The sequence below is a fragment of the Streptacidiphilus jeojiense genome, assembly GCF_000719095.1.
GTDB lineage: Bacteria > Actinomycetota > Actinomycetes > Streptomycetales > Streptomycetaceae > Streptacidiphilus > Streptacidiphilus jeojiensis.
On the sequence record NZ_JOEH01000011.1, the window covers coordinates 1 to 24,913 of the forward strand.

Here is a 24,913-nt window from a genome sequence, read left to right on the forward strand (position 1 = left end):
GACACAGCCCAAGCCCCACCGGGCACTCCTGGATGACGGACAGCCCCACGAACGAGCGACGCCAAACCATCAAGAACGGGACTTAACGCCCTCTCAGAACTTATTGGCCAGGTCCTATCTGCGGCGCACGCCGGTGACGCGAGCCTGCGTGCCGCCTACGTCGACGGTCGAATGGTCGGGCTGGGGTACTGGCTGCGCTACGCGCGACCGACCCATCGTCCGCACGCCGATCTGGAGAAGCTCGCGGTGGACGCTGCCGCCCATGGTCGTGGCATCGGTAGGGCACTGACCGCGGCCTTGATCGCTGACGCCAGGCGGGCGGGTATCGAGGTCCTCACCCTGGACGCCCGTGGCGACAACAGCAATGCCCTGCACCTCTACCGGTCGCTGGGCTTCACCGAATACGGCCGCCTGCCCGACTTCGTCGCCGTCGGCACACGCCGCTACGACAAGGTCCTCTACCTGCTGGACTTCCGTCAGGAGGACTGACGCCACGCCTACGGGTTGCCCTCACAGCGATTTGGGACGGGGGCCGCCGTCGGCGGACGGCCCCAGGGCGGCCATGCCGCCTGTCAGGATGGCCGGATGGGAAACGACACGGCAGTGCGTCGACTCGACCTGGGCTACCTCGTCCGACCCGCAGCGGAGACCGAGGGCCCACAGCCGCGAGTGGAACCCGTCCTTGCCTATCTTGTGCAACACGACAGAGGACTGATCCTCTTCGATACCGGCATCGGTGCCGTCGACCCGGGGACCGAGGCCCACTACCGCCCACAACGCAGGGCGCTGCAGGGCGCCCTCTCGGATGCGGGAGTCACCCTTGCCGATGTGTCCCTGGTCGTGAACTGCCACCTCCACTTCGATCACTGCGGAGGGAATCCAACGCTGGGCGGCACACCCATCCTGGTGCAGGCCGTCGAGTTGGCCACTGCCCGCCGAGGCGGCTACACCATCGACGAACTCGTCGACTTCCCCGGTGCCACCTACGAGGAGGTCGACGGCGAGGTGGAGGTCTGGCCCGGGGTCCGGATCGTCCCCACTCCCGGACATACCGACGGGCACCAGTCGCTGGTGATCCAGCAAAGCGACGGCACCGTGATCCTCGCAGGCCAGGCGCACGACTTCGCATCCCAGTTCTCATCGGACCACCTGGCTCGCCTTGCCGTCCGTCAAGGTCTGGAACCACCGCTTCCCACCTACCGACCCTGGCTGGAGCGAATCAGCGACTTCGACCCACGACGCGTGCTCTTCGCGCACGACTGCTCAGTCTGGGAGCCACTCCGCCAGAGCAGTTGAGACCTCAGTGTCTGTCTTGCAGGTCACAACCTTGGCAGGCGCTTGAGAGTGCGGCACCGGATAGAAAGCACTCCGAGGTCCACCTGACCTGGGCGGCCGTGACTCTGATGACCTGCCGTCTCACCCGCAGGCCGACTCGCCCCCAGTCCTGCTGCTGGCGGCGGCACGATCGCTGATGGTCAGGCGCGGGCGTCGAGTCCGGCCAGGAGGTAGGCGACGTCGAGTCCCGTGGTGAGGTAATGCTCGAAGGTTTGGTTGTTCAGAGCCCAGGGCGATCGTCTCTGCCGGATGAGCGCGATGGCGGTGGCGGGGTCCTGGCCCAGCTCGATCAGGGTCTGTGCGACCACGAGGCCGGAGCGGTTGTAGCCGGAGTGGCAGCGTACGAGAACGGTGCGGTCGTTGCGTACGGCCTCAGCGGCCGTGATCGCCAGCTGCTGGACCGAGTACAGCTCCTCGGCCCTGAGCGGGCCGTCTGGGATCTCACTGATCAGATGGTCGACTCCGGGGTACGGTCCATGGCCCGGTCGAGTGAACAGGCTTATGACCAGGTTGAATTCAGCACCGACAACAGCAGTCTGCACCTCACCGTCCGGGCCGGCCCAGAAGTGCCCACCCAGCCACAGCCGCGGCCGCACCTCGTTCCACGGTGCCTGTGGTTCGGGGGCGCCCCGGTCCCTCTGCCGTGTCCTCACAGACGCTCCTCTCCGGGTGGACCAACGACACAGCCAGTCGGTTGCGTTCCCTGTTCGATGCGCTGCCGTCGTTCCTTGATCCTCAGGTCGCGCAGTTCGGTCTTGCCGACGCCGAAGCACGGAGCCTTCTGCCGTTGACGGAGCCGAGCAGTCGCCCCGGCCCCGGCCGCGATGGTCCTTGGCGCACGAGCCTGGCGGGAAGGTCGGGCGGAGGTTCCCGAACCCCCGGCGGATTCGGGTCACCGTTCAAGGCCAGACCATGGAGAACGAGTTCAGAGAGTGATCCAGTAGCGCCGTACGGGGCCGATCTCGGTGTCCTGGATGCTTCCGAGGACTCCCCCGTGGCGCTCGATCGTCATGGCCGAAGCGATGTTGTCGGCCTCGCAGACGATCAGTACCTGGTCCAGGCCCTGGGTCCGGGCCTCGTCGAGCATTCGGCCCAGGGCCCAGCGGGCCAGGCCGCGGCGGCGGGAGGACGGGCGGATGCCGTAGCCGATGTGGCCGGCCCAGAGCACGAAGTCGTCCGCTCCGTGTCGCAGCGCTATCGCGCCGTGCACCCGGTCGCCGTCGACGATCCACCGGTAGGTGCAGCACCACCGGTCGGCGTGGGCCGGATCCGAGTCGGCGGCCAGCCGGGCCACCCAGGTGGCGAACCCCTCCGGGGATTCGACCTCGTCGGATGGCAGCAACCCGAAGCCGTCCTCGTGCAGGCCGGGACCCCACTCCCGATGTGCCTCCAGCCAGCTGGCGTGCAGACGGACGGTGGGCGCGATCAGCTCAGGCATACGGTGATCATTTCACGGTGCCGGGGCGGCTCGACGGCGTTCGGCGATACGGAAGTACGGCCGCACCGCTGTCACCAACTGGCGGAGTCCCAGGGCAGTTCACGGCGCAGCCGGGCGACGGCGCCGTGCATCGCCGAGGGGTCCGGTTCGGTGTCGTCCATCGGGTCCTCGGGCTCGGGCTGGTAGGTGAGGTCCTGCCAGATCTGCCCGATCGGGTCAGGGATCCGCTCGGCCGGATCGTGCTCCGGCGGGAAGTGTCCGAGTGCTCTGAGGGTCTCGGCGGAGCTGGCCCGCAGCTGCGGTTCGCCGTTCCAGTCCTCGGGCCCGTCCAGCAGTTTCCGCAGCGCGTCCGGCGTCACCTCGGACGGTTCCCCGCCGCCCTGGTGGGCCAGTACGTACAGGGACAGGGACAGTGTCTGCAGGTCCACCTCAGCGGTCGGCGCCGCGTCGCCTTCCCAGGCCGGTGCCTGCAGCTCGGCCGCTCGGCGCACCGCAGCGCACCAGGCCGGAGGGGCCGGAGCGGACGTCAGACGGTCGAGCGCATCGGACAGGGTCCGCTGCACCACCCGGTGCGGATCGATCTCGCTGCCGGCCAACGGACCTTCCCTCCTGGACGCGGGATCATGACCGCCGCCGAGCCTATCCCGGTGCGGCCCGGCCACGGTGCCGCCGGGGCCGCGCGTCGGGGACCAGGTCGGCGGAGCGGTGTCAGGGGTTGGTCGGGATCCGGTACACCGAGACATGGGAGCGCGACTCGGCGGTGAACTCCGTCCCGGTCCAGTCCGCCTGCCTGGACTCCAGCTCGAATCCGGCCAGTTGAGCCATGAGGTCGAGTTCGGCCGGCCAGATGTAGCGGTGCTTGCTGCGGTAGAGCCGGGCCTGCCGGCTGTCGTCGAACGAGAAGTGGTGCGACACCAGGTGCTGCTCTACCACGTCGTAGGTGTCCAGGCCGATGTAGCCGGGCTGGACGTCGAAGAGCGTCCCCTGCTGTCCCGGTGGGAGCGTGCGCAGGTCGGGCACGCCGAGCTCGATGACGAAACGGCCGCCCGGCGTCAGATGCCGGGCGGCGTTGCGGAAGCAGGCGACCTGCTCGGCCTGGGTGAGCAGATTGGAGATGGTGTTGTAGACCAGGTAGACGAGCGTGTACTCCCCCGGGGCCGTGGCGGTGGACATGTCGCCGACGATCACCGGGATCGTAGCCTCGTCCACCTTGGTCCGCAGCTGTTCGATCATCGCGAGCGACAGTTCGACGCCGGTCACCGGCACCCCCCGCCCGACGAGCGGCACGGCCACCCTCCCCGTTCCGACCGCGAACTCCAGCGCGCGGCCGCCTGCGGCGAGCCCGGCGAGGAAGGCCACCGTCGGAGCCAGGACCTCCGGCGAGAACATGCCGCTGCCCGGCGTGTCATAGCGCTGGGCGGCATCGGCGTCCCAGGTCTGCTGTTGCTCCATGCCGTCCACGATCGCCGCAGGCGCCCGCGCTGTCCACCGGATTTATGCCCGGCGGAATTGCTTCGACGGATTCGCCGACCCCGCGCGGAAATACCCCGGAGAACAGCATTCACAGACAATGTCAACCGTATTCATCGACTGGCTTTTGCGCATTCCGCATGATATCTGATGTGCCATGGGAAATGATTCGACCGACACCGATTGGCGAGTCGATCGGCGCTGCACCAACTGCGACGCCGCCCGGCAGCTCGCGCCCGGCCTGGTCGCCGAGGTCGACGGCCGCTCAGCGGTGGTCCGGCAGCCGCGCACCGAGGCCGAGGCGGCAGCGCTGCACGCTGCAGCCTTCGCGTGTCACACCCGCTCGATCAGATTCGGCGCGCGGGGACCGGACCCCGCTCTCGATCCGTTCCCGCTCCGCCTGGCCGAGCACGTGTACCTGTGCGGGCACAATTCGCCGCACACTGCCGGTGCCAACTCCTATCTGCTGCGCCGGCCCGCCGGAAACCTGATGATGATCGACACACCGCGCTGGAGTTCCGCCCTGGCGACGAAATTCGCGACGGTCGGAACGGTGACCGATGTGCTGCTCACCCACCGCGACCATGCCGCGCACGGCCGGGCCTATGCCGACCGGTTCGGCGCCCGGCTCTGGATCCACGAGGGCGACCTGGCCGCCGCGCCGGACGCCGACGCGGTCCTGCGCGGCAGCGAACCCGTGGAGATCGCCGAAGGGGTCACCGCGCACCCGCTGCCGGGACACACCGAGGGCAGCGTGCTCTATCTCGCCGACGACACCTACTGCTTCAGCGGCGACAGCTTCTACTGGTCCCGGTCCGACGCCGATCTCGCCGTCGCCGAGTCGGTCACCTGGTACTCCATCAGCGAACTGGCCGCGTCACTGACCCGTACCGCGCCACGGATCCGCTTCAGCTGGCTGCTGCCGGGCCACGGCGACCGCAGGCAGCTGCCGGCCGACGACTTCGCCCGCCGCCTGCACGACCTGGCCGGCCGCACCGCACAACTCCCGGACCGACCGGTCGACTTCACCGCGCTGCGCTGGTGATCGATCCGCACGCCCAACGGTGCCGGCCGGCGCCGGACGGGGATCAGCGCATTCCCGGGGTCCAGGACGGGTCGCGGCCGAGCAGGGCGAGCAACCGGTCACCCTGCGGGGCGTCCTCGGGGACGACGATCCGGCTGCGGAACGCGGCACCGGGTCCGCGGCCCTCGTCGGGGACCAGCGCGGCCACCCGCAGCGCGGCGGCGGTGAGTTCGGCGGAGGGTTCCCAGCGGGCGCCGATGGTCGCCGCGACGTCCCAGGCGTGCGCCACGTAGTCGACCATGTGGAAGCCGATCGCGATGCGCCCGGGGACGGCGAAGCCCTCGCCCACCTCCGGCAGCGCGAACTGCCGTTCCAGCACGTCGTCGGCGGCGAACGCCTCGGTGACCTGGTCCGCCGACGCCGCGAACGCTCCGGCCGGGTCCTCGCCGAGTTCGCCGTCGCGCCACACGGCCCACTCCTTGCCGCCGCCGCGGGCCGATGCGGCGAACCCCTCGTTCTGGCTGACCAGATGGCGCAACAGGCCGTACAGGGTCCAGTCCGCGCACGGCGTCGCCGACGCCAGCTGGTCGGTCTTCACCCGGGAGACCAACTCCCCGGTCAGCGACAGTGCTTGACGGTCCAGTTCGCGTATGTCCATGGTCCGAGCGTACGGTCGCGCAGCGGTTCGGCTCCAGAGCCAATAGGCTGCCGATCGATTGAGCCAATTGCCGGGCCGGAACGGACGGAGCGGAACGGAGCGCCGAGTTGGACGTGCACGTCAGCCTCGACGGGCAGCGTGACCTGTCCGGCCAGATCTACCGTCAACTGCGCACCGCCATCCACGAGGGACTGCTGCGGCCCGGCGACCCGCTGCCGCCGACGAGGGAGTTGAGCCGACGACTCGCGGTGGCCCGCAACACCGTCGCCGTCGCCTACGACCGGCTCGTCGCCGAGGGATACGCGGACAGCAGGGTCGGCTCCGGTACCTATGTGCGCACCACCGGACTGCCCGCCTCCGGGTCCGAGAGCGCCACCGAGCCCAGCGGCCCGGGACTGCGCCCGCGCGCCCTGTGGGCGGGCCTGTCCCCCTGGGCGCCGCCGCAGATCCGGGCGCCGACGCATGACTTCCGGGTCGGCCTGCCGGACGCCCGGCTCTTCCCCTACGACACCTGGCGGCCGCTGATGGCCCGGGAACTGCGCCTGTCCGCGGCCGCGGCGGCCGGATACGGCGATCCGGCCGGCCACGCCGGGCTGCGGGCCGCCGTCGCCCGACGCATCGGACTGTCCCGCGGCGTGCGGGCCGGCCCGAGGGACATGCTGGTGACCACCGGAACACAGCAGGCCCTGGACCTCGTCGGACGGGTGCTGCTCGAACCGGGCGACCGGGTGGCCGTCGAGGATCCCGGCTACCCGCCGGCCCGGCTGCCGTTCCTGGCGCAGGGCGCCGAGGTCTGCGGCGTGCCGGTGGACGCCGAGGGCCTGCTGGTGGAGGCCATCCCGCCGGGTACCCGCGCCGTGTACGTCACCCCGGCCCACCAGTTCCCGCTCGGCATGCCGATGTCCCTGCGGCGCAGGACCGCACTGCTGCAGTGGGCGCGGCGGCACGGTGCGGCGGTGATCGAGGACGACTACGACAGCGAGTTCCGCTTCGGCGGACGGCCGGTGGAGACGCTGCAGAGCCTGGACCGGGACGGCCACGTGATCTACGTGGGGTCGTTCTCCAAGGTGATGCTGCCCTCGCTGCGCATCGGCTTCCTGGTGGCACCCACCCCACTGCGCACCGCGCTGCGCACCGCCAAGTACACCGTCGACTGGCACACGGCGGTCCCAGCCCAGGCGGCGCTGGCCCGTTTCGTCGACGACGGGCTGCTCGCCCGGCACGTCCGCCGGATGCAACACACCTACGCGGCCCGGCACCAGGCCGTCACCCGCGCGCTCGCGGGCCAGTACCCGGACCTCGCCGAACTGGTGCCGTCCGCCGCCGGCCTGCATGTGACCGCCTACACCCGGGGGCACCTGGCCGACCCCGACGCCCTCGCGGACCAGGCCGCCCTGGCCCGCGCCTCCGGCGTGGCGGTGCACACCCTGGCGGAGGTCGCCGCCGACCCCTTCGCGCGCCCGGGCTTGGTCCTCGGCTACGGCTCGATCAGTGCGCCGGACATCGAACCGGGCCTGCACCGCGTGCTCGGCCCGCCCGAGGTGAGGTCCTGGGCGGGAGCGGGCATCGAGTAGCTCATCCGGGCCGGTTCGCCGACCGTGGTGCATGCGTCACTGTCGTCCAGCCGTTCGACAGGCGCCAGAGCTGCTGCGGTTACGACCCGTCGAGGTAGTCGCCGATCCTTGGAACCCCTGGCGGGCCGCAATTCAACCGTTGTCCCTCCGCCTGCCTTCGTCACTCCCTACGCTGGCTGACCTGACACGTCCGTCCCAGGGGGGTAGCGCCGATGGCCCGGAGGCGTGGCAGCAGGATCGAGGGATTGCTCGCGTTCGTTCTGCTCCCCCTGCTCGTACTGTCCGTGATCGCGGTGGTGAGCCTCGGTGCTTCGTGGATGGTCGACGCGGTCACCGCGTCGACCGCAGCCGCCATCGTGCTCGACGTCGTGCTCGGCTTGGCCGCGAGAGGCCTGGGGTACTCCACCTGGTTGGCACGGCGGCATTCCGGAGTGCCCTTCGAGGTCCCGCAGCCCGCCGGCCCCGTCAAGGCGGACCCCTTGCCGCAGCGCCAGGTCGTCCGGCATGTCAACGTCTGTGTGGTCAGCGAGCCCGGCCGCGATCCGCATCCGCGCGCCACCTCCCTGGCGGTGGGCCGCGCTTACGCCCTACGGATCGACATCGGCGCCCGGTCGTCCGACAGCGTTGTGGAGAACCCGGAGCCGTTCCCCGCGGAGCTGCTGCCTGCCACCGAGTCCGGGCACTGGCTCACGCTGTCGGTTGCCGGCCTCGGCCTCCTGCCCACCCCGGCCCAGCAGGACACGGCGCTGTTTCTGCCCACCGAGGGCACCGCGTGGGCGTGCGACTGCACCGTCGACGGCCCGCACCGATGCCGCCCCGACGAACGCCGTCGTGAGGTGTTCGTGCCGTTCCGGACGGCGGCCCGCGCCGGTTCCGCGCGGCTGCGGCTCAGCATCCGCCATCGGGGCGGCCTGGTCCAGTCGTTGCAGATCGCTGCAGAGGTGGAACTGCTGGAGCAGGCGGGCATCGGCGTGCGGGGCCGGATCGACTACACCCTCACATCGGGCCTGCGGGACCTGGACTCTCTGCCCCCGCGCGACATGAGCATCGTCACCGAGACAGCCGCGGACGGCTCGCACACCCTCACCTTCAACGGCCTCGGCGCCGCAGGGGAAGCCCGCGGCCTGGGCCGCACCGTGTCCTTCAGGCTGACCGAGGGTCAGGTACGCAGCGCTGCAACAGCGGCGCGAACCGTGCTGCGTGACTTGCACATGACTGGCGGTCGCCGTCCCAGGAACCGGCTCGATCCGAACAACGGCAAGCCGCGCAAGGAACTGGAGGCCGACCTGCGCAGCTTGGCGCTCTTCGGCCGCCGGCTCTGGAACGTCATCCTCGCCGACCAGCCGACGCAACGACGCAGCCTGTCCGAGCTCCTCGCCCGGTCGGCTACCGTCCAGGTCGCCCGAGCCGCCCGGTCGAGCCTGGTCTTCCCGTGGGCGCTGGTCTATGACATCCCGCTGGAGGACGGCAATCCCGAGGCACACCGGCTCTGCCGATCGCTCGACAGCTTCGACCCGGCGACCCCCGCGCCTCGCGCCTGTCCCCACGCTGCCGAGCACAGCATCAATACACTCTGTCCGTACGGCTTCTGGGGCTTCAGGCACGCCATCGAGCAGCCACCTTCGGTCCCGAACTCGCGGGCCCTGCCGGTCGCCATCCGCACCCGCGGACGGGCGGACATGGTCCTTGGGCTCACCACCGCGCTCGACCAGAGCATGACCACGGCCCATGTGCGTTCCCTCAGGCGACAGTTGGCCCAGGTGGCGATCACCGTCTGCACCTCGCGCGAGCAGATCGTCACCGGACTCTCCAGGACGGACCTGCCGCTGGTGTACTTCTACTGCCACGGACGCCGTGAAGCGGTGCCGGGGGCGGCGGAGCCGCTGCCCTATCTGGAGGTGGGAACAGACGAACGGATCACCCCGGGTGATGTCACGGCCTGGTTCGACGGGCTCTGGCCGCACGAGCACTGGACTGTCGTCCCGCCTCTGGTCTTCATCAACGGCTGCCACACCGCGGAGATCACACCGGAGTCGCTGTGCCACTTCGTCGACGCCTTCGCGGGCGTCAACGCCGCCGGCGTCATCGGCACCGAGACCGCCGTGCACCAGGCGCTCGCCGGCGAGGTGGCCGAGCTCTTCTGGGACAGCTTCGCCACTGGGGCGACCGTGGGCGAGGCACTGGCGGACATGCGAACCCGGCTACTGGGCAAGGGGAATCTGCTGGGCCTCGCCTACACTGCCTACTGCTCCAGCGAGTTGCATCTGGTCCTTCCCTGATACGCCTACCTGACAAGGGACTCAACCATGATTCTCGGTGATGTCGGCGCCGGCTGCTTCGGTCTGGTGATCGGCTGGATCACCTACCGCACCCTGCGGCGACGAACGGACGGCGTCGCGCTGTCCGACATCGCGACGGTCGTCGGAGCGGTCGGCGGCGGCGCGGTGGCCGCGCTGTTCGACTCGCCCGACCTCTTCGGCTGCTACGCCATCGGGCTGGCCGCCGGGTTCTTCGGCTACCTGGTGGCCGCGACGCTTGCGGGCAGCCACAACTGGATGGGTGACTGACCCGTCCCGGCGGCCGGACCGCACGAGGGACCAGGGCTCGGCCACAGGAACGGCCGGCCTCCTGCGCCTCACTCCCCCGCCTGCCCGAGCAGCACGTAGGGGGCCCACACTGCCGGGTCCTCGCAGCCGCTGCGGTCGCGCAGGTCGAGCACGGCCGCACGCAGCGCCGCCGCCCTGCCCTGGTTCCTGCGCAGCCGGTCGTGGAGATCCGTCATCACGGACCGGGTCACCCGCGCCTCCACCGGCCAGAGAGTGAGCAGCGCGGACCTGGCGCCGCAGTAGAGCAGCGCGTGGCCGAGGCCGGCGACATCGTCCCCGCCCGAGTCGGCGCTGAGCGCGGTCTCGCAGGCACTCAGCACGACGAGCCCGGCGTCGATCCGGCGGTTCATCAAATCCCTTGCGGTGAGCAGTCCGTCGGCGAGCCGGATCCCGGAGCCGAACGGGTCCCGTTCGTCGAAGACGCCGTGGCAGGACAGGTGCAGCGTGTCCCAGGCACCTGCGAGCAGCGCGCCCCGGGCGTCCTCGCCGGTGTGGGCCCGGGTGCCGAGCAGTCGGGCCACGTCCTCGGCCTCCCCCTCGAACAGCGCGCGCTCGGCCGGGTCCGGGGTGTAGCCGATCACGCGGGACGGCCTGCCGTCCGGCACCGGCGGCCGCGCCTGGAGCTGCAGCAGCACGCCGGCGGAGGGCGCGTAGGCGATCGGGTGGCGTTCGAGCAGTGTCCGCCCGCCCGGGGCCAGCGCATGCAGCGGCATCCTCAGCAACTCCCGGTGCGGAAGCAGGTGGAGCACGTCGAGGTCATCCCCCAGGAGCTCCAGTGCCGGGGTGAGCAGAAGGTCCGCGAACAGCCGCCAGAGGTCCACCGCCTGCTCCTGCCCGTCCTCGGTCTGCACCACCCCGGGGATCTCGCCGCCACGGGCGTGCGACAGCGCCGGCAGCAGTACTCGGGCCGCCGTGGACCGGAACGCCATCGGCTCGGCCAGTCCGGTGCGGTGCACCAGCACCGTCACGGCCTCCGCCCCGACGTGGAAGCCGAGCAGCCCGACCCGGCCGGGACCGAGCAGCCGGGCCAACTGGTCCGGCCCGGGGGCCTCGGCGCGGCGCAGGGCCGCATAGTCCGGGGCCATGGGCGCGATCTCGGTCCAGAGGCGGTCCAGCTCGGCCTCCGCGGCAGCCAGACGGTCGGCCGCCGGGGATTCCGGCAGTGCGGCCCCGACCCGGTGCACAGCCTCCCGCCGCTCGCCGACCACGGCCAGCAGCCGCCGCTCCTCGGCGAGCAGGGTCTCGTCCACGCCGGGAGGGGGCGGCCAGGTCCCTTCCCCGAGCAGGGCCGCCAGGCTCCGCGCCTTGACCCGCTCGGTCTGCCGCCAGGCGGTCGCTCCCGCTCCCTGTGCCACGGCCAGGCTGAGGATCCGCTCCTGGATGGACTGCGCTTGGGCGGTGCGCGGGCCGCCCGCCAGCAGCGCCTCCTGGAGGTCGCCTGCCCGCTCGGCGTCCGCGAGCGCCGCCGCCTGGTCGCCGAGTTGCTCTGCAGCGGTACTGCGGTTGTGGAGCACCGGGGCCAGCCTGCCGAGCGCCCCCGCGTCCTCGAGCAGGCGGACCGCCTGGTCCAACTGTTCGCGGGCGTGAGCGGGATCGCCGCGGAGCAGATCGACGGCACCGAGGTTCGACAGCGCTGTGGCACGGCCTTCGGCATGGCCGATCCGCTCGGCGATCTCCAGGGCCTCCTGCCAGTACCCGACGGCATCGCGCGGATCGGCCTCGAGCGTGCCCAGGTTCAACAGGTCCAGCACAACGCCACGCTCCTGGCCCAGGGCCCGCTCCGACTCCAGCGCTCGCCGGAGCAGGTCCCGTGCCGTTCCGGTCTCCCCGCGGTCCCGGTGCACCATCGCCAGGTTGGCGTACTCACCGGCGAGCGCTTCGCCCCCGCCGAGGTCGAGGTGGATCGCGATGGACTCCCGATAGTCAGCCAGCGCACCGTCCAGGTCGCCCAGGGCACGCTTGAGACCGGCCCTGCTGGACAGCAGGGCCGCCCTGCTCCTGCCGGCTCCCTGATGGGGGGCGACCAGGGTCAGCCCCTCGGCGAGCAGGCGGCCCGCCTCCGCCGCCTTCCCCTGGTCGATGTAGGCAAGAGCGAGGGAGTTCAGGATCTCGGCCCGTTGCTGCGTCCGTCCCGGCTCCGCGACGGACGCCAGCTCCGATGCGCGGGTGAGGCGGATGACAGCCTCCTCCAGCCGGCCCAGCGCCCGCGCGCAGGCTCCTGCAAGGCGTAGCAGCTCGGTCTGGATCGGCCCTTCCAGCCCGAGCGCCGCGCCACGGACGGCGTACGCGTAGGCCTGTTCCAGTCGACCGAGGCCCAGGGCGTGGCCGGCCGCCCGTTCGAGGAGCATCGCCGTCACACCCGGCTCGTGGTCCGCGCCCAGCGCCTCCTCCAGTCGGGCCAGGGAGCGGGACGGCGTCGGACGGTGCCCGTTCTCCTCGCTGTCCACCACGGCGGCGATCCACGGTTCCACCGGCCGGCCGGCCGCTTCGGCTAGGTTGACCGCCTTGCGCATCAGCGCCTGGGTCCGGTCGGAGTCACCCGTGCCGGCGTGGAGGGAGGCCAGCCGGAGGAGCAGTTCCTCGTCCGCGGCGAAGCCGCCGCTGACGACCTGAGCCGGCCCGGTCAGGTCCCAGGCGGCTTTACCGGGGTCCAGCATCAGCTCGACGGCGTCGTCGAGGACCGAGCGAGCCCGTCCGGCCTCCCCCGCACGCTCCAGCGCCAGGCCGAGCCGGACTCGCGCCACAGCCTGCGCCTTCGGCAACTCCCGCAACAGCTCGGTGGCCAGTTCCCACTCCTCGACGGCGAGGGTGGTCTCGCCGTCGGCCTCCGCCAACCGGGCGCGCTCAGCGTGGACCAGAGCCTCGCGGGCCGGGTCTCCCCCGGTCACGAGATCGGCCCGGTCCAGGGCGGCGGCCCAGGCGTCCGCGTCACCGCCGGAGCGGGCCAGCCGGGCTTGTGCGAGTGCCACTTCGAACAGGGACGCGGTGTTGCCCGAGCGGGCGGCGATCTCCACCGCCCCCGCGATCTGCGCCTCCGCCTCGGTCCGCTCGCCCACAGCCGTCAGGCAGCCTGCGGCCAGGGTGCGGGCCCCGACGGCCACCTCGTCGAGACCGTGTGCCTCAAGTGTGTCCGCTGCGGCGCGGAGCACGTCCGCCGCCCGGTCCGGGGCGTCGCACTCCAGGTAGAGTCCGCCGAGCTGGTAGTCGACCTGGGCCGCGTGCGCCGGGCGACCGATCCGCAGGAAGGCGTCGCGCGCCGCTTCGAAGGCCGCCATGCTGCCGACCGTGTCACCGGCGGCATGACGGCGGTGGCCGGCGGCGAAGCAGGCGCCCGCGGCCCGGTACGGCTGCCCGCTCTGTTCCAGCACGCCCACCAGCCGTTCCTCGACTCCGGCGGCCTGGTCCAGCCAGCCGCCGCGCAGCAGTTCCTCCGCCGTGTCGCTGAGCACCTGCGCCGCTGTCTGCCACTCCGGCGCTGCCTCGGCCGCCCGGACTGCGGCCCGCACCGCCGCGTCCGGTTCTCCGACCGCGGCCCGGGCTGCGGCCAGGCTGGACAGGCTGAAGGCTGCTTCCTCGCCCATGTCGCACTCGAGGTAACGGGCACCGGCCTGCTCGTAGCAGTGCGCGGCGGCGGCGTGGTCGCCCAGAGCCCGGTGGCAGTCGCCCTCCCGGCTGAGATAGTCCGCCTCGTCGCGCGCCAGCCCGGCGACCCGGGCCAGCTCCACGGTCCGCCGGAAGTACTCCACGGCGTCGCCGTGGTCACCGCGCTTGGCCTGGACGATGCCCATGTTGCCGATCTGAAGCAGTTCCCAGTGGGCGTCTCCCGACTCCCGGAAGAGCGGAGCGGAGCGCGCGAAGGCGTCCAGCGCACGGTCCCACTCCTGGAGGTCTTCGTGGTTGAGGCCGGTTCGGGAGATCGCGTACGCCTCCCAGAAGCGCTCGCCGGCCTCGGCGAACCCATGGACGGCGTGGGCGAGCAGTCCGTTCGCCGCGCGGAACCGTCCGCGGTCCATCAGGAACTGTGCTGTGTCCAGCAGGTGCCGGGGGACCGCGTCCGGTTCGTTCCCGAGCACGGACCATGCCGTCGCCGCCAGGAAGAGACGGACCGTCAGGTCGTCGTCCTCGACGGCCTGTGCCAGAGCATGTGCCATCCGGACGATCTCGGCCGCCGCCTCGGGCTCCACGTCCACCGGCGGGTAGCTGCCGATGTCCGTCTCGGACCGGTCGAGCAGCCGCGCCAGGAGCGCCGTTCTGCGGAGGAACGGCTGGTCCTCCTCGGCGCGCATGCCACGGGCGCACTCCAGGGCGTCGAGCAGATCGCGATGGTCGTGCTGATCGAACAGTCGGCCGAGCAGCGTCTGCACCAGGCACTCGGCGGCGGCGGCGTGGTTCGGACCGCCCGGTTGAACGAGGCCGACGGCCTCGCGGGCATGGGCAACCGCCAGGTCCAGGTCCGGGGCACTGCCGTCCGGAACCGTCGGGGCGACGCGGGAGCGAAGCCTCAGCACCTCGGCGAGCGCGGTCAGGGCAGTGCCTCGCTGCTCCGCCCCGTCGCTGCAGGCCACCGCCTGCCGCAGCGTCCCGAGCGCCTCGTCCGCGGCGGCGATGTCGTTCGTGCGGTGCAGAACCTGCAACCATGCCTTGCCCAGCAGGACGAGGGCCGTCCAGCGGTGCGCCGCGTCGGCGGCGGCCACGGCGGCGCGGGCCACGCCGAGAGCCTCCTCCTGCGTGGTCGGGTCGTCTGTGAGCAGTGCCAGATTGACCAGGGAGTTGGCCAGGTTGGCCAGGTTACGGCCGCGGTCGGCAGCGCCGGGCGGGGTCGCGGCAACCGCGTCCCGCATGGCCTCGACCGCGGCGAGCAGATCCTGGGTGTCTCGGCTGCGCAGAAAGCGTTCCCAGCGCAGATCGCCGAGGAAGGCCAGGCGGGCCGCGTCGTCGTCGGCCAGACGGGCGACACGACTCCGGCCGCGGGCAGCGCCGTCGCGACGGCCGTCGCCCTTGGGCAGTACGGTCTCGACGGCCCCGAAGAGTCCCGTCGCCTCGCGGGCGAGTTCGTGTCGGCCGGTCAGGGCGAACTGGAGAACCTTCGCCTCGGCCAGCGTGAGCGCGGTCTCCGGTTCTGCTTCAACACCCGCCCATTGGGCCGCCAGCACCGCCCCGCAGACGACCGCGTCCAGGTGGTCCGGGAGACGGGTCCGCTCCCAGCGCTCCTGCAGTACCGAGAGGAACAGCCTGACGACGGCGCGGGCGCCCCCACTGAGGTAGTGGGATGAGGGCTCCGCCGCACGCTCCGCGCGTTGCGCCAGGTCCTGCGTGAAGACCCGGAGCACAGGCTGACGCACCGTCACCGCGAGCGGCAGCGCGCATGCGGCCAGCGCGTCCCAGGCATTGGCATCCGCGGGCAGGACGAGCACGGCGTCCCGAGCCTCCTCCGGCACCGCGCCCGGAGCGGCCAGCGCGACGGCCGTGAGGAACAGCGCCGCGACCAGTTCGTCCACCTGATCCCCGTCGGCATGTGCCCACGCCAGCCGGAACAGCTCCCCCACCGACACCCAGACGCCGACCTCCTCGCCAGGGGTCGTACAGTCACGGAGGGCTTCGTCCAACTCTCCTGCCAGCCCCGCATTCTGCAGCAGGGCCGTATCGCCCCCGCGCCGGTACTCGTCCGTTCGGGCCGCCAATGCCGCAGCCGCATCACCCCTGGCCATGTCCACCCCCCGGGACCCGCCTCAAGCATGGCACCCACGCCCCCCGTGCGGAGGGCGTCGTGCTGATGTCACCTCGGATCCCTGGAGAAGCTCCGAGGTCCGTCCGGAGGGGCTGGTCAGGTCCCGGGGTGCGGGCGGCGTCTGCCGGTGATGGTCAGCCGCCAGCGGACCTCACCGCCGGCCGGGACCTCGGCAGCGTCGTCGGGCCCGGCCGCGGCCAGGTCGAAGACCCGCCCGAGCATCGGCTCCACGCCGACCGACCGGTAGGGGGTCGGCTGCGGGAAGCCGTTGAGGTTGCGCCACAGCGCGACTGAGCCGGGCTGCTCATGGGCGTCGAGTTCCAGCTGCAGCTCGTCCTGCCCGTCCACGACCACGACCCGGGTGGTGGCGACGACGGCGCCGACCGCGGTGCCGTCCTCGGGCTGCAGGCGGTCCAGGGCGTGGCCCTGCAGCAGGGGCCAGCGGCCGGGAAGCCAGTGCGCGCCCTCGTCCGGGTAGAGCCGGGTGGGCGTCCCGTCGCGGATGTGGATCCGGGCGCTCGGCGAGAGGTCCAGCAGGGCGTGGGCGGCCCACAGGAAGCGGTATCCGGGGTCGGCGGCCAGGGTGTAGTCCACCGTCGCGGTCGGGCCGCTGGTGCGGATGCGGCGGGTGAGCCGGAACTGCGGGCACTCCACGCTCTCCTGGCCGTCGCCGCGCTGCCAGGGCCGGGACCAGGCGTCTCCGTGGTCCGGTCGGCCGCGCACGGTCGGCAGGCACTCCTCCAGGCCGCCGGCGTCGGCGAAATCGTCTGCGGGGCGGATGCCGGGGCGGCGTGGCTCGTCGCGGTGCCACAGCCATTCGCGGCCGTGGACCCGCAGTGAGGTCCAGCGGCCCCCGTGGTCGGGATCGGTGCGGATGCGCATGCCGCTGTCCGATGGGTCGCTGGCCGGCGGGTCGTTGTCCGGTACGGCGTCCGTGCGGGTCACCACTCGGCGAAGGAGCCGTCGGCGTGGCGCCAGACCGGGTTGCGCCAGGCGTGGCCGCTGCGGTCCGCGGCGCGGACCGCCTGCTCGTCCAGGGTGATGCCGAGGCCGGGCAGGTCGGTGCGGTGAGCGTGGCCGTCGGTGAAGCGGAACGGTTCGGCGTCCACCAGGTAGGACAGCAGGTCGGCCTCCTTGTTGTAGTGGATCCCCCGGCTCTGCTCCTGGATCAGGAAGTTCGGTGTGCTGAAGGCGACCTGGAGGCTGGCGGCCAGGGCGATGGGTCCCAGCGGGCAGTGCGGTGCCAGCTGTGCGCCGAAGGTCTCGGCGAGGGAGGCGATGCGGGTCACCTCGGAGATCCCTCCGGCGTGGGAGAGGTCGGGCTGGGCGACGGCGATGCCGGCGGTCAGCGCGGGCAGGAAGTCGGTGCGCGAGTACAGCCGCTCACCGGTGGCCAGCGGCACCGGGGTGGCGTCGACCAGGCCGGCCAGCAGGTGGGACTGCTCGGGCAGCACCGGCTCCTCGACGAACAGCGGGTGCAGCGGTACCAGTTCGTGCAGCACCCGGCGGGCGTTGGCGGCGCTGAAGCGGCCGTGGAAGTCGATCGCCACGTCGCGGTGCGGCCCGAGGACCTCGCGGACGGCGGCGACCCGGTCGACGACCGCGGCGGTCTGCGCGGGGGTGGTGATCGGCGCGGTGCGGCCGGCGCCGTTCATCTTCACCGCCGTGAACCCCGCCTCGACCTGGGCCTGGACCTGCTCGCGCAGCTGCGCGGGCTCGTCACCGCCCACCCACGCGTAGACCCGCACCCGGTCCCGGACCGGGCCGCCGAGGAGTCGGTGCACGGGCACGCCGAGGGCCTTGCCGGCGATGTCCCAGAGCGCCTGGTCCAGGCCGGCGACGGCGCTGGACAGGATGGGGCCGCCCCGGTAGAAGCCGCCCTTGGTCAGCACCTGCCAGTGGTCCTGGATCCGCAGCGGGTCCTGGCCGATGAGGTACTCACTGAGGACGTCGACCGCGCTGCGGACCACTTCGGCGCGGCCCTCGACGACCGGCTCGCCCCAGCCGACGACGCCGTCGTCGGTCTCGATGCGGCAGAACAGCCAGCGGGGCGGGACGAGGTAGGTGTCGATTCGTGCGATCTTCACTGGTCCTGGGTGTCCTTGTCGTCGTGGCTGCCGTGGATCTTGTCCAGGTCGCGCATGGCCTGCGTGAGCAGGGATTTCATGGCCCGCTCGGCGGCGTCGGGGTCGCCGGCGCGGACCGCGTCCAGGACCGCCCGGTGGCTGGGCACCGGGTCCTCGCTGTGCGGGGCGCTGTGCACGATCTGGTCGCGGTGCGCCAGCCCGGACTCGATGACCATCTCCATGCGTTCCAGCAGTTCGTTGTGAGTGGCCGTCAGCAGTGCGCGGTGGAACGCGAGGTCGGCCTCGATGGCGTGGGCGGCATCGCCCTCGTGCCCCATCGCCTCCAGGGCGGTGGCGAGGGCCTGGAGGTCGGCGTCGGTGCGGCGTTCGGCGGCGAGTCGCACCGCGGCGGGTTCCACGATGCCGCGGACCTCGCCGAGGTTGCGCAGCAGCGCCACGTCGACGGCGGAGCCGGTGCTGCTGGCGAACTGCCAGCGCAGCACGTCGGCGTCGAGCAGGTTCCACTGGGCCCGGGGGCGTACGAAGGTGCCGCGTTTCTGCCGGGCGTCGACCATGCCCTTGGCGGCGAGCACCTTGAGCGACTCGCGCAGTGCGGTCAGGCTGACGTCCATCTCCTGCTGCAGGGCGACCATGTCGAGCGTGGCCCCCTCGGGGAGCGACCCGCTGAGGATCTTCCGGGCCAGGGTTTCGACGGTCTGACCGTGCACTCCGCGACGTGCGTACGGCTGCATCTGCTGTCTGCCTTTTTCTCGGGGTCGGGTCGGAGATCGGAGGTCGGAGCTGGTTCGGTGCGGTGCGTTCAGGCCGAGGATTTGACGACGCTCCAGCCGCCGTCAACGAGCAGGCTGGATCCGGTGATGTAGGAGGCCTCGCCGCTGGCGAGGAACGCGATCGCGGCAGCGACCTCCTCGGGGGTGCCGAAGCGGCCCGCCGCGGTCTCGGCCACGCTGCGGGCGCGGTCCTCCTCGGAGACACGGTCCCAGGCGGCGGTCAGGATCGGCCCCGGCAGGACCGCGTTCACCCGCACCGCGGGCCCGTACTCGACGGCGAGCTGCCCGCACAGCGACAGCAGCGCGCCCTTGCTGGCCGCGTAGGCGGGGTGTCCCGGGATGCCCTTGTGCGCGTGCACCGAGGAGGTGAGCACCACCGCGCCGTCGTGCTCGCGGAGGTCGGGCAGGGCGGCCTTGAAGCCGAGGAACGCCCCGGTGAGATTGACCGCGAGCTGCTGCTGCCAGGAGGCGAGGGAGGTGGCGTGGGCCGGGGCGACGTGGACCGTGTAGGCGTTGCTGACCAGGACGCCGACGGGTCCGAACCCGTGGGCGGCTTCCACCACCCGCTCCCAGTCCGCCTCCTGGGAGACGTCGGCGCGTACGAAGCGGGCCCGGCCGCCGTCCTTGCGGATCCCGGCGGCGGCGTCCTCGCCGCGCTCGGCGTCGATGTCGGCCAGGACGACCGAGGCGCCCTCGGCGGCCAGACGCGCGGCGCCGGCCGCGCCGATGCCGGAGGCGGCACCGGTGACGACGGCGACGCGGTCGGTGAAGCGGGCCGCGATGTCCATGGGAAGTGGGGTCTCCTTCGGGAGCGGGTGATCCGGGCGGGTTGACGAAGGGTCATTGTGTCCGTGCGGCTACGTGCGTACCAGGACCGTCAGCTCCGCGTCGCGTTCGGGGGTCCAGGCGTAGGGCAGGCCGGCGTGCATGAGGTGGGCTCCGCTGTAGCGGGTTCCGCCGTCCTGGTCCAGGTAGCCGGCCGCGGGGTCCAGGTCGCGCAGCCGCAGCCGGGCGGGTCGGCCCGGTACCAGGGGTGCGCCGTCCAGGAGGCCGGTGCTCCAGGCGGTGACCACGACGCGGTCCCGGTCCGGGGTCTGGAACTGGAGCCCGCAGGTGGGGTCGGCGGGGCTGTTCAGCAGGTGCACCTCGCCGTGGTGAACGACGTCCCGCACCTGCTTGTAGCGGGCGATCCAGCCGGCCGCCTCCTCGCGCTGCCGCTCGGTCCAGGCACGGATGTCGGCGCCGATGCCGAGCACGCCGGAGATCGCGGTCACGAAGCGGAAGGCGAGGGAGCGGGGCCTGGGGTCGAATAGGCCCGGCGCGTCGGTGACCCACGAGCTCATCGTGTGGGCGGCGTGGGCGTGCAGGTATCCGTACTGGATCCTGAGCCGGTCCATGGGCGCGGTGTTGTCGCTGGGCCAGACCACGTCGGTGCGGGCGAGGGTGGCGTGCTCGATGCGGCCGCCCCCGCCGGCGCAGCCTTCGACGGTCACCTGCGGGTGCGCGCTGCGCAGCCGGTCCAGGACCCGTAGGTAGCCGGCGACATGGGCCGCGTCCAGGTCCTGGTACTCGACGTCGGGGCCCTCGGAGTTCTGGTCCGGTTGCTGGCCGGGGCGGCCGCGTTCGGTGGGCGGCCGGTTCATGTCCCACTTGAGGTAGCTGATGTCGTGGCTGCTGAGCAGTCGGTCCAGGGTGGCCAGGACGAACTCCTGCACCTCGGCGCGGCCGAGGTCGAGCAGCAGCTGGTTGCGGACCAGAGTGGCCGGCCGGCCGTCGAGGCGGTACACCCAGTCCGGGTGCTCGGCGTACAGCTGCGAGGCGGGGCTGACCGCCTCCGGTTCCACCCACAGTCCGAAGTCCAGTCCCAGGGCCCGGACCTTGCCGATGAAGTGGTCGAATCCTTCCGGGAACTTCTCCGGATCCGGGTACCAGTCGCCCAGGCCACCGGTGTCGTCGTGCCGGCCAGGGAACCAGCCGTCGTCCACGACGAACAGCTCAACTCCCAACTCAGCTGCGGTCCGCGCGAGTTCGAGCTGGTCGGCGGCCCGGACGTCGAAGCCGGTGGCCTCCCAGGAGTTGTAGAGGACCTTACGGGGGCGCAGCAGTCGCTCCCCCGCCAGGACGCGTTCGTACTGGTGCCACACCCGGGCCAGCCCGTCCAGCCCGTCGGGGCTGAAGGCGCAGGCCAGTACGGGTGTGGTCAGCGATGCTCCGGGGGCCAGCCGCACTGCGCCCTGGTCGGGGAGCCGCCCGGCGCGCACCCTGACCGCGCCCCCGGGTTCGGCGTCGGCGCTGATGCGCCAGTTGCCGGGCCAGGCCAGGGCGATCCCGTAGGTCGCGGTGGGGCCGTGGGCGGACGCGGTGGCGTCCTGGACGGCGAGCCAGGGTGCGTACGCGTGCCCGGGAACGCCCTGACTGCTCGTCATTTCGAAGCGTCCCCGGGCCAGTTCCAGCTGGGTGAGCTGGAACTCCTGCGACCACTGGCCGGCCAGGTAGGTCAGCCGGGCCCGGTCGACGGGGACGTTCACGGCTGCCGAGTCGAACCGCTCCAGGCGCAGTTCCCGGTCTCCGGTGCAGGTCAGTTCGGTCCACCGCTGGATGACGTCGGTGCCTGCGACGACCTGGTAGTGCAGGGTGGTGCGCAGTCCGAGCAGCTCGTCGTCGAAGTGCAGTCGCAGGGCCTGGTCGCCGTCCTGGTCGACGCCGGTGAACGCGTACCAGCTGCCCCGGGGCCCGCCGGGGTGATGGGCGATCAGGTCGGCTCCGGTGAAGGGGCGCAGGCCCTGGGGCAGGTGTTCGGCGGGCGCCGCGTCGGCGGGGGTGAGGAAGTGGGTGCGGCGGGACCAGTGCATCGGCGAGGGGCCGGTCTCGATGCCGTGCGGCCCCCAGGCGGACAGTTCGGCCCAGCGGCCGCTCGGGTCCAGCGCCACCGCGTAGGCGGTGTGTTCGGTGCGCAGGATCCACGGGTCGGTGGGGCTTGCTTGACGGCTCACTTGACCGCTCCCAGGTTGAGGCCGGCGACGAAGTGGCGCTGGAAGCGCAGGAACACGGCGACGGTGGGGGCTGCGGCGATCACCGATCCGGCGGCGATGACGTTCCACAGCGAGACGTACTGGCCCTGCAGGCCGATCAGCGATGCGGTGATCGGCATCTTGCTGTCGGTGCGCAGCACCGTGATCGCCCACAGCAGGTCGTTGAAGATCCAGGTGAACGACAGGGCGGACAGGGCTGCCAACGCTGGCCGGGCCAGCGGCAGGATGATGCGGGAGTAGATCTGCCAGGGTCCGGCGCCGTCGATGACGGCGGCCTCCTGGATCTCGGCGGGGATGGCGCGCATGAATCCGTGCAGCACGAAGACGTAGAAGCCGACGCCGAAGCCCACCTGGACCCCGATCAGGGCGTCCAACTGGTCGTAGATGCCGATGACTTCGCTCAGTTTGGAGACCGGGATCAGCAGGATCTGCGGTGGCAGCAGGTTGCCGGAGAGCATCACCAGCAGCAGGGTGCGTCGCAGCGGCAGGTCGTAGCGGCTGAGTCCGAATGCGGCCATCGAGGCCAGCAGCAGGGACAGCAGCACCGTGGGCACGGTCACGATCAGGCTGTTGACCATGGCATGGCCCTGGCCGCCCTCGTTCCAGGCCTGACCGAAGTTGGCCAGGGTGAACGAGCGGGGCCAACTGCCCATGCCGTGGGCGGCGATGTCGTCGAACGAGCGGGTGCTGGTGACCAGCACCAGGGCGATGGGCAGCAGCCACAGCAGCGACAGCAGGCCTGCAGTGAGATGGAAGCCCGCGGTGCGGGCCCGGCGGGCGCGCACCGCGCGGGCGTTGCCGTCCGCCGGCGGCCTGGTCCCGGTCGGGGCGCCGACGGTGCGGGTCGGGGCCTGGGTGGCGGCCATCAGCTCGCCTCCTTGAAGGCCCGGACCAGGTAGGTGGCGATCACGCCGAAGGCCAGCACGAAGATCACGACTGCCAGGGCGGAGCCGTAGCCCAGCCGCAGCGACTGGAAGGCGGTGGAGTACATGTAGGTGCTCAGCAGTTCCGAGGAGTGGTACGGGCCGCCGCGGGTGAGGGCCCAGACGACGTCGAAGGAGCGCAGCGAGTCGATCACGATGACGGAGAGCACCACCGCGTTGACGCTGGACAGTTGAGGCAGTGTCACATGGCGGAACTGCTGCCAGCGCGAGGCTCCGTCGACGCGCGCGGCCTCGTACAGCTGCGGGTCGATGCCCTTGAGGCCGGCCAGGTACAGCACCATGACGTAGCCGATCTCCCGCCACAGTGCGGGCACGATCACGGCGTAGAAGGCGGTGCTCTGGTCGGCGAGCCAGGCGTGCTGCCAGCCGCCGAGGCCGACGGCCCGCAGCACCTGGTTGATCAGGCCGTCGGGCTGGTACATGCCCTGCCACACCAGTGCGGTGGCCACCAGTGAGAAGACCACCGGGAGGAACAGCGCGGCCCGGTAGAACCCGATCCCGCGGCGCTCCTGCTGGAGCAGCAGCGCGGCGCCCAGGCCGAGCGCGGCGGACAGGCCGCCGAACAGCAGCAGCCACAGCACGGTGTTCCCCAGGGCGGTGCGGAACACCGGGTCGTGCACCATCGTGGTGAAGTTGCCGAACCCCACCGACCGCGGGGCGGCCAGGCCGTCCCAGGAGGTGAAGGCCAGGTAGAAGCCCTGCAGCGCGGGCCAGAACACCCAGGCCGCCTCCACCAGCAGCGGCACCAGGACGAAGGCCAGGACCAGCGGCGGCACCCGGGTGGCCCCGGGTCGCCGCCGTGGCATGGTCAGCACCGCCATGTCACTTGCTCCAGATCTGCTGTGCGTCGCGCTGCCAGGTGGTCAGGATCGAGTTGACCTCCTTGGGCTTGGACAGGAAGTGCACCAGCGCGGTGTCGGCGGTCGGTTGCAGCGCGTCGCTGGAGTCCCGGTTGAAGAACTGGGTGACCTGCGCCGCGGAGGCTATGAGCTTGCGTCCCTTGACCACCAGGGGCGTCCCGTTGTCCTTGGCGTCGGGGTGGGTGGGCAGGACGGTGCCGGAGGAGTTCTTGATGTACAGCTCCTGCGCCTCGGCGGTGGCGAAGTAGGCGAGGAGGTCCTTGACCCCGGCGGCGTGTGCGGTCCGGGAGCTGGCGAAGAAGCCGTCGGCGGGCGCCTCCTCGGCCATCGGGACCTTCGGGTCGATCACCGGGAAGCGGAAGAAGTCGAGGTCGCCGAGGGCGTCCTTGGGGGCGGCGTCGGCGAAGAAGGTGCCGATCAGCATCATGGCGGTGCGGCCCTCCAGCAGTGAGGTGGTGGCGTCCTGGAACGCCAGCGCGGTGCCGTTGGGGTCGAAGAACGGCAGCGCCTGTCCCCAGTAGTCGAAGACCTTGTGCACCTGCGGGTCGTTGAAGCTGTGCTTGCCGGCCAGCAGTTCGCGGTGGTAGGTCGCGCCGTTGACCCGGATGTTGAGGTAGTCGAACCAGGCGGAGGCGACCCAGGCGGTGCCGCTGCCCGCGCCGATGCCGATCGGGGCGACGTTCTTGGTCTTGAGGGTCTGACACAGGGCCAGGAACTCGTTCCAGGTGGTCGGCTCCTGGACGCCCCACTTGGCGAAGTTGGACTTGCGGTAGAAGAAGCCCCACCAGTAGTAGTCGGTGGGCACGAAGTCCTTCTTGCCGGTCGAGGGCGAGGTGCACAGGTCCCGCATCGCGGCCGAGTACCGGGACAGGTCCGGCCCCTGCCACAGGTCGCTCAGGTCCAGCAGCAGCCCCTGCTTGGCGTACGCCTCGGCGACCGAGCCCGGGTACCAGGTGTAGGCGTCCGGCGGGTTGGCGGAGGTGAGGTAGGTGGGCAGCTGGGTGCGGAAGGTCTCCGAGGCCACGGTGTTGAGCTGGGCCCGGGAGCCGCCCTTCTTGTTGTAGGCGGCGATCAGGGTCTCCAGGGCCGTTTTGGCCTGCGGCGAGGAGAGGTTGGACTGGAGGGTGACCGGTCCGCTGCTGGACTGGCTGGTGGGTGAGTTGCTCGAGGTCTGGGTGACGCATCCGCTGAGCAGTGCGCCGGCACCCACGGCGCCGACGCCGGCGAGGAAGTTGCGGCGGTCGGTGGTGAAGGGGGTCATCTTCGATCTCCTTGGTTGCGCCCGCGAAACGGAGGGGCGGCGGCCCTTGGCGGCCCGGTCCCGCGGCGGCAGGCACAGCCTGTCGCAGTGGCCGCCGGGCCGTCAAGATTAATTCCTAATTTATTA

Annotated in this window: 19 protein-coding genes and 1 pseudogene; 6 read left to right on the plus strand and 14 right to left on the minus strand. The window is 71.6% G+C overall.

The annotated features are described in order from the left end of the window. Nucleotides 1–90 precede the first annotated feature (90 nt). A pseudogene (locus tag IF29_RS0116110) lies at nucleotides 91–489 on the plus strand (N-acetyltransferase family protein); the annotation flags it as partial. A gap of 96 nt (nucleotides 490–585) precedes the next feature. Further along, a complete protein-coding gene (locus tag IF29_RS0116115) occupies nucleotides 586–1,296 on the plus strand; it encodes an N-acyl homoserine lactonase family protein (RefSeq protein ID WP_030254864.1) in 711 nt (236 codons plus the stop codon). A 179-nt stretch (nucleotides 1,297–1,475) separates the two neighbouring features. Here IF29_RS0116115 and IF29_RS0116120 read toward each other — a convergent pair whose 3' ends face one another. The 4 genes from IF29_RS0116120 to IF29_RS0116135 form a co-directional block, all read right to left on the minus strand. After that, a complete protein-coding gene (locus tag IF29_RS0116120; RefSeq protein WP_232242174.1) occupies nucleotides 1,476–1,931 on the minus strand; it encodes a protein-tyrosine phosphatase family protein in 456 nt (151 codons plus the stop codon). A 329-nt stretch (nucleotides 1,932–2,260) separates the two neighbouring features. Further along, complete coding sequence (locus IF29_RS0116125) at nucleotides 2,261–2,773, minus strand: GNAT family N-acetyltransferase (protein WP_030254869.1); 513 nt, start codon at nucleotides 2,771–2,773, stop codon at nucleotides 2,261–2,263. 71 nt (nucleotides 2,774–2,844) lie between these two features. Beyond that, nucleotides 2,845–3,369 carry a hypothetical protein gene (locus IF29_RS0116130; protein ID WP_030254873.1) on the minus strand — a complete coding sequence of 175 codons (525 nt, stop codon included), beginning with the start codon at nucleotides 3,367–3,369 and terminating at the stop codon, nucleotides 2,845–2,847. A gap of 112 nt (nucleotides 3,370–3,481) precedes the next feature. Further along, the gene (locus IF29_RS0116135) at nucleotides 3,482–4,225 is read right to left on the minus strand and encodes a class I SAM-dependent methyltransferase (protein ID WP_030254876.1); all 744 of its coding nucleotides are present in this window, start codon (nucleotides 4,223–4,225) and stop codon (nucleotides 3,482–3,484) included. A gap of 175 nt (nucleotides 4,226–4,400) precedes the next feature. Between IF29_RS0116135 and IF29_RS0116140 the strand changes: the two genes are divergently transcribed. Further along, complete coding sequence (locus tag IF29_RS0116140) at nucleotides 4,401–5,288, plus strand: MBL fold metallo-hydrolase (protein WP_030254879.1); 888 nt, start codon at nucleotides 4,401–4,403, stop codon at nucleotides 5,286–5,288. A gap of 43 nt (nucleotides 5,289–5,331) precedes the next feature. Here IF29_RS0116140 and IF29_RS0116145 read toward each other — a convergent pair whose 3' ends face one another. Beyond that, entirely contained in the window at nucleotides 5,332–5,925 is a 594-nt protein-coding gene (locus tag IF29_RS0116145; protein WP_030254882.1) for a TIGR03086 family metal-binding protein, read from the minus strand. A gap of 113 nt (nucleotides 5,926–6,038) precedes the next feature. On the opposite strand from IF29_RS0116145, the gene pdxR reads away from it, so the two are divergent. The 3 genes from pdxR (at nucleotide 6,039) to IF29_RS0116160 (ending at nucleotide 10,066) form a co-directional block, all read left to right on the plus strand. Further along, the gene (pdxR, locus tag IF29_RS0116150; RefSeq protein ID WP_232242186.1) at nucleotides 6,039–7,499 is read left to right on the plus strand and encodes a MocR-like pyridoxine biosynthesis transcription factor PdxR; all 1,461 of its coding nucleotides are present in this window, start codon (nucleotides 6,039–6,041) and stop codon (nucleotides 7,497–7,499) included. Nucleotides 7,500–7,744: 245 nt separating this feature from the next. Further along, a complete protein-coding gene (locus IF29_RS0116155; RefSeq protein ID WP_030254887.1) occupies nucleotides 7,745–9,778 on the plus strand; it encodes a hypothetical protein in 2,034 nt (677 codons plus the stop codon). Nucleotides 9,779–9,805: 27 nt separating this feature from the next. After that, nucleotides 9,806–10,066, plus strand: a complete 261-nt coding sequence (locus IF29_RS0116160; protein WP_051725389.1) for a hypothetical protein — start codon at nucleotides 9,806–9,808, stop codon at nucleotides 10,064–10,066. A gap of 68 nt (nucleotides 10,067–10,134) precedes the next feature. Here the strand turns inward: IF29_RS0116160 and IF29_RS0116165 are convergent, their stop codons facing one another. The 9 genes from IF29_RS0116165 to IF29_RS0116205 form a co-directional block, all read right to left on the minus strand. Beyond that, nucleotides 10,135–15,711, minus strand: coding sequence for a CHAT domain-containing protein (locus tag IF29_RS0116165; protein WP_157623778.1), 5,577 nt, complete (start codon nucleotides 15,709–15,711; stop codon nucleotides 10,135–10,137). Nucleotides 15,712–15,929: 218 nt separating this feature from the next. Further along, entirely contained in the window at nucleotides 15,930–16,781 is an 852-nt protein-coding gene (locus IF29_RS0116170) for an aldose epimerase family protein (protein ID WP_380522955.1), read from the minus strand. Further along, nucleotides 16,775–17,920 (minus strand): galactonate dehydratase, encoded by a 1,146-nt coding sequence (gene dgoD / locus IF29_RS0116175; protein ID WP_030254897.1) that lies wholly within the window; start codon nucleotides 17,918–17,920, stop codon nucleotides 16,775–16,777. Before dgoD ends, IF29_RS0116170 begins: the two co-directional genes overlap by 7 nt. Next, nucleotides 17,917–18,651, minus strand: a complete 735-nt coding sequence (locus tag IF29_RS0116180) for a FadR/GntR family transcriptional regulator (RefSeq protein ID WP_030254900.1) — start codon at nucleotides 18,649–18,651, stop codon at nucleotides 17,917–17,919. Before IF29_RS0116180 ends, dgoD begins: the two co-directional genes overlap by 4 nt. Nucleotides 18,652–18,719: 68 nt before the next feature. Continuing rightward, nucleotides 18,720–19,478, minus strand: a complete 759-nt coding sequence (locus IF29_RS0116185) for an SDR family NAD(P)-dependent oxidoreductase (RefSeq protein ID WP_030254901.1) — start codon at nucleotides 19,476–19,478, stop codon at nucleotides 18,720–18,722. Between the two features lie 69 nt (nucleotides 19,479–19,547). Then, nucleotides 19,548–21,683 carry an alpha-galactosidase gene (locus tag IF29_RS0116190; protein WP_030254904.1) on the minus strand — a complete coding sequence of 712 codons (2,136 nt, stop codon included), beginning with the start codon at nucleotides 21,681–21,683 and terminating at the stop codon, nucleotides 19,548–19,550. Then, nucleotides 21,680–22,588 carry a carbohydrate ABC transporter permease gene (locus IF29_RS0116195; RefSeq protein WP_030254907.1) on the minus strand — a complete coding sequence of 303 codons (909 nt, stop codon included), beginning with the start codon at nucleotides 22,586–22,588 and terminating at the stop codon, nucleotides 21,680–21,682. The genes IF29_RS0116190 and IF29_RS0116195 overlap by 4 nt, the downstream gene beginning before the upstream one ends. Continuing rightward, nucleotides 22,588–23,487, minus strand: a complete 900-nt coding sequence (locus IF29_RS0116200; RefSeq protein ID WP_030254910.1) for a carbohydrate ABC transporter permease — start codon at nucleotides 23,485–23,487, stop codon at nucleotides 22,588–22,590. Before IF29_RS0116200 ends, IF29_RS0116195 begins: the two co-directional genes overlap by 1 nt. 1 nt (nucleotide 23,488) lies before the next feature. Then, nucleotides 23,489–24,787: an ABC transporter substrate-binding protein gene (locus tag IF29_RS0116205; protein ID WP_030254911.1), complete on the minus strand. Its 1,299-nt coding sequence runs from the start codon at nucleotides 24,785–24,787 to the stop codon at nucleotides 23,489–23,491. Between the last annotated feature and the right edge of the window lie 126 nt (nucleotides 24,788–24,913).